Here is a 7,556-nt window from a genome sequence, read left to right on the forward strand (position 1 = left end):
GTTCACACGCCGGTTGGCGCGGTGCTGTGTGTGAAGTTGTGGTGCGCAGCGAACCCGAAGTTCACACGCCGGTTGGCACGCTGCTGTGTGTGAAGTTACGGCGCGGAGCGAGCCGGAACTTCACACGCTGCTTGGGCACTGCGTGGGGTGTGAAGTGGGGGATGCGGAGCGGACCCGAACTTCACACGGTGCGGGGGACGGCGGAGGGCCCGCGGATCTCGGCGCCCAGTGCCACGGCGCGGGCGCGCAGGCCACGGTCGGCCGTCACGACGACGACGCGGCGGGCAGGGTGCTCCGTTCGTACGATATCGATGATTTTGTCGTCCCCGGATCCGGCGGCGCGCTCGATGCGCACCCCGCCGTCGGCCTCCGGGATGTCCCGGGCCCGGCCTTCGACCACCAGGACCACCTCCACCGGGCCCGGCAGGTCGCTCAGGCCGGCGGCGGGCACCGCCGCGAGACCGTCGCGGAGCCGCACCGCCGCGCCGGCCCGGTCCCGCCACCAGCCGTCCGGCACCGAGCCGACCACGTTGGCGCCGTCCACCACGACCAGCGGCGCCGTCGTGCCGGTGGCTTGCGGGACCGCCTCGGCCGATATCGCCGCCCAGGAGCCCGCCTGCTGCGATGCTGGCTGCGGGGGTGTCGCGCCCGGGTCCGGCGGCACGTGGGAGCCGGGCGCACGCAATTTCGGCTCCCGGAAGGTGGGCACCAGGGGCGGGTCGGCGTCGGCAAACGGTACGGCCATGAAGTTGAGCCTACTCCTGTCAACTTTTTGCGCGAACGGGGAATTCAGCGGGCCGTCGCCGACGCTATGGACACTCGGGTGGCGCGAGACTTGCCCCCCCCCGCGAGGTACCAGGAGGCAGAGACTGATGAGCATCGGACCGTTCGGGCCGACCGGGCCCGGCCAATGGGACGACCTGTTCGCGCGCTTCTTCGGTGCGGCCGAGCCGCGCCGGTCGGCGCAGCGCTTCGACATCGCTCGGTACATGAGCAACGACGCCCGCCAGGCGCTGACCGACGCGGCGCGCCGGGCCGCCGAGACGGCTGACGGCGAGCGGGCGCTCGCCGATCTCGACACCGACCACCTGCTCTGGGCGGTGCTTCAACAGGAGCCGATGAAGCAGACCGTGCGGCGGGCCGGGTCCGACCCGGAGAGCCTGCTCCGCGACCTCGACGCGCAGGCGCGCAGCGACGAGGCGCAGACCGCCGCCGCCAACCGCCGCGCCGACATGGGCGTGGCCGGCCGCGAGACCCCCGAGCAGGTCGCGCTGACCCCGGCCGCCAAGCGCGCGCTGCTGGACAGCCTGCAGATCTCCCGCGCGGTGGGCGCGTCGTACATCGGGCCGGAGCACATCCTGATGGCGCTCGGGCTGAACGCCGACTCGGCCGCGGGGCGGCTGCTCGCCGGCCGGCTCGACGCCCGCTCGATGTCGCACCCGGAGACCCCCTCGAGCGGGGGCGGCGGTGGTCAGGGCGGTGGCCGCGGATCCTCTTCGCCGACCCCGACGCTGGAGCAGTTCGGCGTGGACCTGACCGAGACGGCCCGGCGCGGCGAGATCGACCCGGTGATCGGCCGGGCCGACGAGATCGAGCAGGCCGTGGAGATCCTGTCCCGGCGCACCAAGAACAACCCTGTCCTGATCGGTGAGGCCGGTGTCGGCAAGACCGCGATCGTGGAGGGCCTGGCCCAGCGCATCGTGGACGGCGACGTCCCGCTGACTCTGCAGGACAAGCGGGTCGTGCAGCTCGACCTGGCCGGTCTGGTGGCCGGCACCCGTTACCGCGGCGACTTCGAGGAGCGCCTGCGCAAGGTGATCGACGAGATCCAGGCGTCCGGCGACGGCCTGATCGTCTTCCTCGACGAGATCCACACCCTGGTCGGCGCCGGTGGCGGCGGCGAGGGCGGCGGGATGGACGCGAGCAACATGCTCAAGCCCGCCCTGGCGCGCGGCAAGCTGCGGGTGATCGGTGCGACCACGCTGGACGAGTACCGCAGGCACATCGAGAAGGACGCCGCCCTGGCGCGGCGCTTCCAGCCGGTCGTGGTCGGCGAGCCCGGCGTCGAGGACACCGTGGCGATCCTGCGTGGGCTCCGGGACAACTACGAGGCGCACCACCAGGTACGCATCACCGACGAGGCGCTGGACGCCGCGGCGGAGCTGTCCGACCGCTACATCACCGACCGGTTCATGCCGGACAAGGCGATCGACCTGATCGACCAGGCCGGCGCCCGGGTGCGGCTGCGGATGAAGACGCCGGACGCTGGTCTGCGTGAGCGGGAGCGCCGCCTGGAGCAGCTCTCCCGGGACCGCGACCAGGCGGTGGCCGCCGAACACTACGAGCAGGCCTCCCAGCTGCGCGACCAGATCAACGAGCTGAAGGCGCAGATCGCCGGCGCCGGGGCCGGACCCGGTGGCGTGCCGCAGGTGACCGACGCGGACGTGGCCGAGGTGGTGTCCCGGGCGACCGGCATCCCGGTGGCCCAGCTGACCGAGGCCGAGCGGGACCGCCTGCTGCGCCTCGAGGAGCACCTGCACGACCACGTGATCGGCCAGGACGACGCCGTCGAGGCGGTGGCCGAGGCGGTCCGCCGCTCGCGGGCCGGGCTGGGTGACCCGGACCGGCCGGTGGGCAGCTTCCTGTTCCTCGGGCCGACCGGTGTCGGCAAGACCGAGCTGGCGCGCTCGCTCGCCGAGGCGCTGTTCGGCGAGCCGGACCGGATGATCCGGCTGGACATGAGCGAGTTCCAGGAGCGGCACACGGTGTCGCGGCTGGTCGGGGCGCCTCCCGGTTACGTCGGGTACGACGAGGCCGGGCAGCTGACCGAGGCGGTGCGGCGCAAGCCGTACAGCGTGGTGCTGCTGGACGAGATCGAGAAGGCGCACCCGGACGTCTTCAACATCCTGCTCCAGGTGCTCGACGACGGGCGGCTCACCGACAGCCAGGGCCGGACCGTGAGCTTCCGGAACACGGTGCTGATCATGACGAGCAACCTGGGCTCGGACCTGATCACGGGCAGCACCCGCAGCGTCGGGTTCGGCGCCGCGGACAACGGGCGGTCCGCCGAGGACGAGCTGCGCGACCGCCTGGACCGGCGGCTCAAGGAGCAGCTGCGGCCGGAGTTCATCAACCGGATCGACGAGATCATCATCTTCCGGCAGCTGGAGGACGTGCAGCTGCACAAGATCACCGAGATGATGCTGGCCGGGACCCGGCGCCGGCTGGACGCCCAGGACGTCCGCCTGGAGGTCACCGACGCGGCCGTCGACTGGCTGGCCGAACGGGGCTTCCAGCCCGAGTTCGGGGCCCGGCCGCTGCGCCGGACCATCCAGCGGGAGCTGGACAACAGGCTGTCCCGGATGCTGCTCGCGGCGGATCTCGCCCCGGGCCGCACGGTGAAGGTGGACGCCCGCGACGGTGAGCTCACCTTCGAGGTGGAGTCGGCGCCGCTGGAGACGTCGGCCCGCTGACACCCCGGATCAAGCAGTGTGTGGACTTGGGGTTCGAATCGAACCCCAAGTCCACACGCACGTTCGGGTCAGGCGGCCTCGCGGGCCGGGACGATCGGTGTGATGCCGCTGACGTCGGGCTCGGAGCGCAGCCACTCCATGTAGGCCTCGTTGCGGGAGATCACGTCGAAGTACGCGTCGTCGGCGAGCTCCATCAGCTTGGGGGCGCTGATCGCGGCGGGGGAGTCCGGATGCCAGCCGAGCACCAGGCGCCAGCGCAGCGGGGCGCCGCGCAGCGGGCGGCTGGTGAGGCCGGCCGGTGGCCGGAACGTCGCCTGGCACAGCCCGATCGCCAGGCCCAGCTCGACCATGTCGACGCAGGCCCGCGCGTCGGTCTCGAGCATCTTGCGGGGCGCGAACCCGGCCCGGGCGCACGCGGCGGCGAAACAGTCGGCGAAGCAGGTGTCGCCGGCGCCCGCCACCCAGTGCTCCTCGGCCAGCTCGGCGAGGTCCACCTCGCGGTTCTTGGCCTGCGGGTGGTCCTCCGGCATCAGCACGCAGACCGCGTTCACCGCGATGGTCTGCCAGACCAGCCCGAACTCCGCCGACGGCAGGGCGTCGCCGCAGACGCCGACCTGGGCGTAGTCCAGCTTGCCGGCCAGCACCATGGAGGCGATCTCCTCCACGTAGTACGACGCGTGGGTGGTGATCTGTGCTTCCGGCTGGGCCTCGGCGAGCCGGTGCATCAGGTGCGCGACCACGGGGCCGCCGACCGCCCCGATCCGGTACCGGCTCAGCAGGCCGTCACCTCCGGCGGCCAGCCGGGCCGCCTCGTCCTGCAGGCCCTTCATGGCGGGCAGCAGCACCCTGGCCCGGGAGAGCACCAACTCACCCAGCGCCGTGGGGCGTGCGCCCCGGCGGTCGCGGTCGAACAGCGGCCCACCCAGCGTCCGCTCGATGCGCTGCAGTTGCGCGGTGAGCGCCGGCTGGGCGAGGCCCAGCTGGGACGCGGCCTTGGTCACGCTGCCGGTCTCCGCGATGGCGCAGACCACCTTCAGATGCCGCAGCTCGAGGTTCATAGCGTGACGTTAGGACTAGAACGGGATCGAAGGCTAGCCCTGTAACGCTGGTAAAGATCCGCAACCCGTGACAAACATATTAACGAACAGGACGTATGCCGCTAATCAACCACTATCCGCGAAGGGTTACAGATCGCGCAAATACGTGGTACGGGCCGTGATCATGTCCCGGAGCTTGTCGACGACGCCGAGCGCCGGGTCGACCACCTTGTTCCACGGCGGGGTGGACGGCGTGCGCGGATGCGGGCGGGTCGGCGCGGCCTCCTCGGCGGTCTCCACCCGGTTGCCGAGCCGGATCATGTCCTCGGCCGGCACCATCTGGTTCAGCAACGGGAAGAGCTCCTCGGCGTCGGCCGCCACGTGCCGCCGGATCGCCTCGACGACCGGCGCCACCTCGGCGCCGCGCTCCAGGCCGGCCAGCAACACCAGGAGCTCGCGGTCCTCGGCCAGCTCCCGGTCGGCGATCTCGTCGCCGCCGGGCACCGCGGTGCGGAGCGCGGGATACAGGTACTGCTCCTCCGCGGACAGATGCCGGGAAAGGGTGGCGACCAGCACGGACGCCACCCGGGCGTCGTACGGGCCGGAGGTCAGCCGCTCGGCGAGCGTGAGTGCCTCACGGTGCTGCTCGGTGAGGACGTCGACGACGCTGCGCCCCGACGTCTCGCCGCCGATCGGCGGCAACGGGGGAAGATTCACTTCAGACACGGCGCCGCAGTACCCGTTCCCGGTCCCCGCGCAAACCCACGTGTGACCCTCGGCCCGTGATCGAAGGCTGGTAAGAAGGGCGGATGAACACCACCGCCGCCGTGGACGAGGTCGTCGGCCTCTGCCAGGACCTGCTGCGCATCGACACCACCAACACCGGCGACCCGCGGACCACCGTGGGCGAACGAGCCGCCGCCGAGTACGTCGCCGAGCAGCTCGCCGAGGTCGGCGTCGAGACCACGCTGCTCGAGTCCGCGCCGACCCGCGCCAACCTGGTCGCCCGGATCCCCGGCGCCGACCCGTCCCGCGGCGCCCTGCTGGTGCACGGCCACCTCGACGTGGTGCCCGCCGACCCGGGCGAATGGTCGGTCCCGCCGTTCGGCGGCGAGATCAAGGACGGCTACCTGTGGGGCCGCGGCGCCGTCGACATGAAGGACTTCGACGCCATGGTGCTCGCCGTGGTGCGGGAATGGCGGCGCACCGGCTACACACCGCCGCGCGACATCGTCCTGGCGTACACCGCCGACGAGGAAGCGGGCATGGAGTACGGCTCGCAATGGCTGGTCCGCGAGCACCCCGAGATGTTCGACGGCTGCACCGAGGCGATCGGCGAAGTCGGCGGGTACTCGTACACAGTGAACGACGACCTGCGCCTCTACCTCGTGCAGACCGCCGAGAAAGGCCTCGACTGGCTGCGGCTGCACGCACACGGCCGGCCCGGGCACGGCTCGTTCATCCACGACGACAACGCGGTCACCGCGCTCGCCGAGGCGGTCGCCCGGGTCGGCCGGCACCGCTTCCCGGTGGTACTCACCCCGACCGTCCGGGCGTTCCTCGAGCAGGTCAGCGAGGCGCTCGGCATCGACCTCGACCCGGACGAGCCGGAACTGGCCATCTCCAAACTCGGCCCGATCGCCAACCTGATCGGCGCGACCATCCGCAACACGGCGAACCCGACCCGCCTCGAAGCCGGCTACAAGGACAACGTGATCCCCGGCAAGGCGTCGGCCACGGTGGACTGCCGGACCCTCCCCGGCCACGCCGACGCGTTCCTCGCCGAGTTCCGCGAACTCGTCGGCCCGGACGTGGAGATCGAACACGTGCACCAGCAGCCAGCCGTCGAGACGTCGTTCGACGGCGCGCTGGTCGAGGCCATGGGCGCGGCACTGCGGGCCGAGGACCCGGGCGCGCGCACCGTGCCGTACCTGATGTCCGGCGGCACCGACGCGAAAGCTTTCGCCACGCTCGGCATCCGCTGCTTCGGCTTCGCGCCGCTGCGCCTGCCGCCCGACCTCAACTTCAGTGCCCTCTTCCACGGCATCGACGAGCGCGTCCCGGTCGAGGGACTAAAGTTCGGCGTGCGTGTGCTCGACCGATTGCTCCGAAACAGTTGAATTCCGGAAGGACCCCCAATCCATGACCGATCAGAACGCCGAGCTCGACGCCGCCCTGGAACGGGTGATCGAGGCGGCGCGGGCGCACCTCACGGCCGTCAAGGCGGCCGCCGGGGCGATCGACGACGACGACGTCTGGCAGGCGTACGTCGATCTCAACAACGCGTCGTACGCGTACGACGAGCAGCTGCTCGACGCGTACGGTGAAGTCACGCCGTGGGACGTCGAGGCGATCGACCCGGACGAGGCGGACAAGCGTTTCGGCCAGATCACCGGCGCGACGGCGGGCCCCGACGGCGACCCGTACCCGCAGGTGGTCTCGGTCCGTCAGCGCCGCGACTACCGGGTGCCCAGCGTGTCGGCGCTGCTGCGGGTCGCCGAGACCGCGCGGCGCGCCTCGGTGCCCGACGACGAGGACGCCGGCCCGGTCGAATCGGTGGGCGAAGCCGTGCTGGAACTGCTCCAGGCCGGCGACGGGTCACTCGCCTCGCTGGACGTGCCGGAGCTGGAGCCGCTCGACGGCCTGCTCACGGTCACCGAGGTCGCCGAGCCGCTGAACCTGGAAGCGTTCGACGACGCCGACGGCAGCGGCCCCTTCGCCGAGGTACAGGGCGACCAGCTGGTCGGCCGCCTGGACGAGCACCCCTTCCTCCCGGACGAGGAAGACGACCACGCGGGCCACAACCATGCTTGATGGCTTCGCCTCCGGCTCGCGGGCATCGCGCCCTTCGGGGCCGGCGGCGAGGCCACCGAAATCCCCCACGGCTTCGCCTACTGTGCTTGATGGCTTCGCCTTCGGCTCGCGGGGCATCGCGCCCTTCGGGGCCGGCGTCGAGGCCACCGAAATCACCCACGGCTTCGCCTACTGTGCTTGATGGCTTCGCCTTCGGCTCGCGGGGCATCGCGCCCTTCGGGGCCGGCGTCGA

6 protein-coding genes are annotated in these 7,556 nt (G+C 71.7%); 3 read left to right on the forward strand and 3 right to left on the reverse strand.

Features of this window, described 5'->3' with window-relative positions; genetic code table 11:
- Window positions 1-181: 181 nt before the first annotated feature.
- A complete protein-coding gene (locus AC0NH5_RS42820; RefSeq protein WP_474414213.1) occupies window positions 182-598 on the reverse strand; it encodes a hypothetical protein in 417 nt (138 codons plus the stop codon).
- A gap of 274 nt (window positions 599-872) precedes the next feature.
- Between AC0NH5_RS42820 and AC0NH5_RS42825 the strand changes: the two genes are divergently transcribed.
- Window positions 873-3,473 carry an ATP-dependent Clp protease ATP-binding subunit gene (locus AC0NH5_RS42825; RefSeq protein ID WP_474414205.1) on the forward strand — a complete coding sequence of 867 codons (2,601 nt, stop codon included), beginning with the start codon at window positions 873-875 and terminating at the stop codon, window positions 3,471-3,473.
- A gap of 68 nt (window positions 3,474-3,541) precedes the next feature.
- Here the strand turns inward: AC0NH5_RS42825 and AC0NH5_RS42830 are convergent, their stop codons facing one another.
- Together AC0NH5_RS42830 and AC0NH5_RS42835 are read right to left on the reverse strand one after the other, a co-directional pair.
- Window positions 3,542-4,531 carry a LysR family transcriptional regulator gene (locus AC0NH5_RS42830; RefSeq protein ID WP_474414207.1) on the reverse strand — a complete coding sequence of 330 codons (990 nt, stop codon included), beginning with the start codon at window positions 4,529-4,531 and terminating at the stop codon, window positions 3,542-3,544.
- Between the two features lie 126 nt (window positions 4,532-4,657).
- Window positions 4,658-5,227, reverse strand: a complete 570-nt coding sequence (locus AC0NH5_RS42835) for a hemerythrin domain-containing protein (RefSeq protein WP_474414215.1) — start codon at window positions 5,225-5,227, stop codon at window positions 4,658-4,660.
- A gap of 92 nt (window positions 5,228-5,319) precedes the next feature.
- Here AC0NH5_RS42835 and AC0NH5_RS42840 point away from each other — a divergent pair, with 92 nt between their 5' ends.
- Both AC0NH5_RS42840 and AC0NH5_RS42845 read left to right on the forward strand, forming a co-directional pair.
- A complete protein-coding gene (locus AC0NH5_RS42840; protein ID WP_474414209.1) occupies window positions 5,320-6,630 on the forward strand; it encodes a M20/M25/M40 family metallo-hydrolase in 1,311 nt (436 codons plus the stop codon).
- A gap of 22 nt (window positions 6,631-6,652) precedes the next feature.
- Complete coding sequence (locus AC0NH5_RS42845) at window positions 6,653-7,324, forward strand: hypothetical protein (RefSeq protein WP_474414211.1); 672 nt, start codon at window positions 6,653-6,655, stop codon at window positions 7,322-7,324.
- Window positions 7,325-7,556: the final 232 nt, after the last annotated feature.

This window comes from Actinoplanes sp. 13 (genome assembly GCF_056134165.1).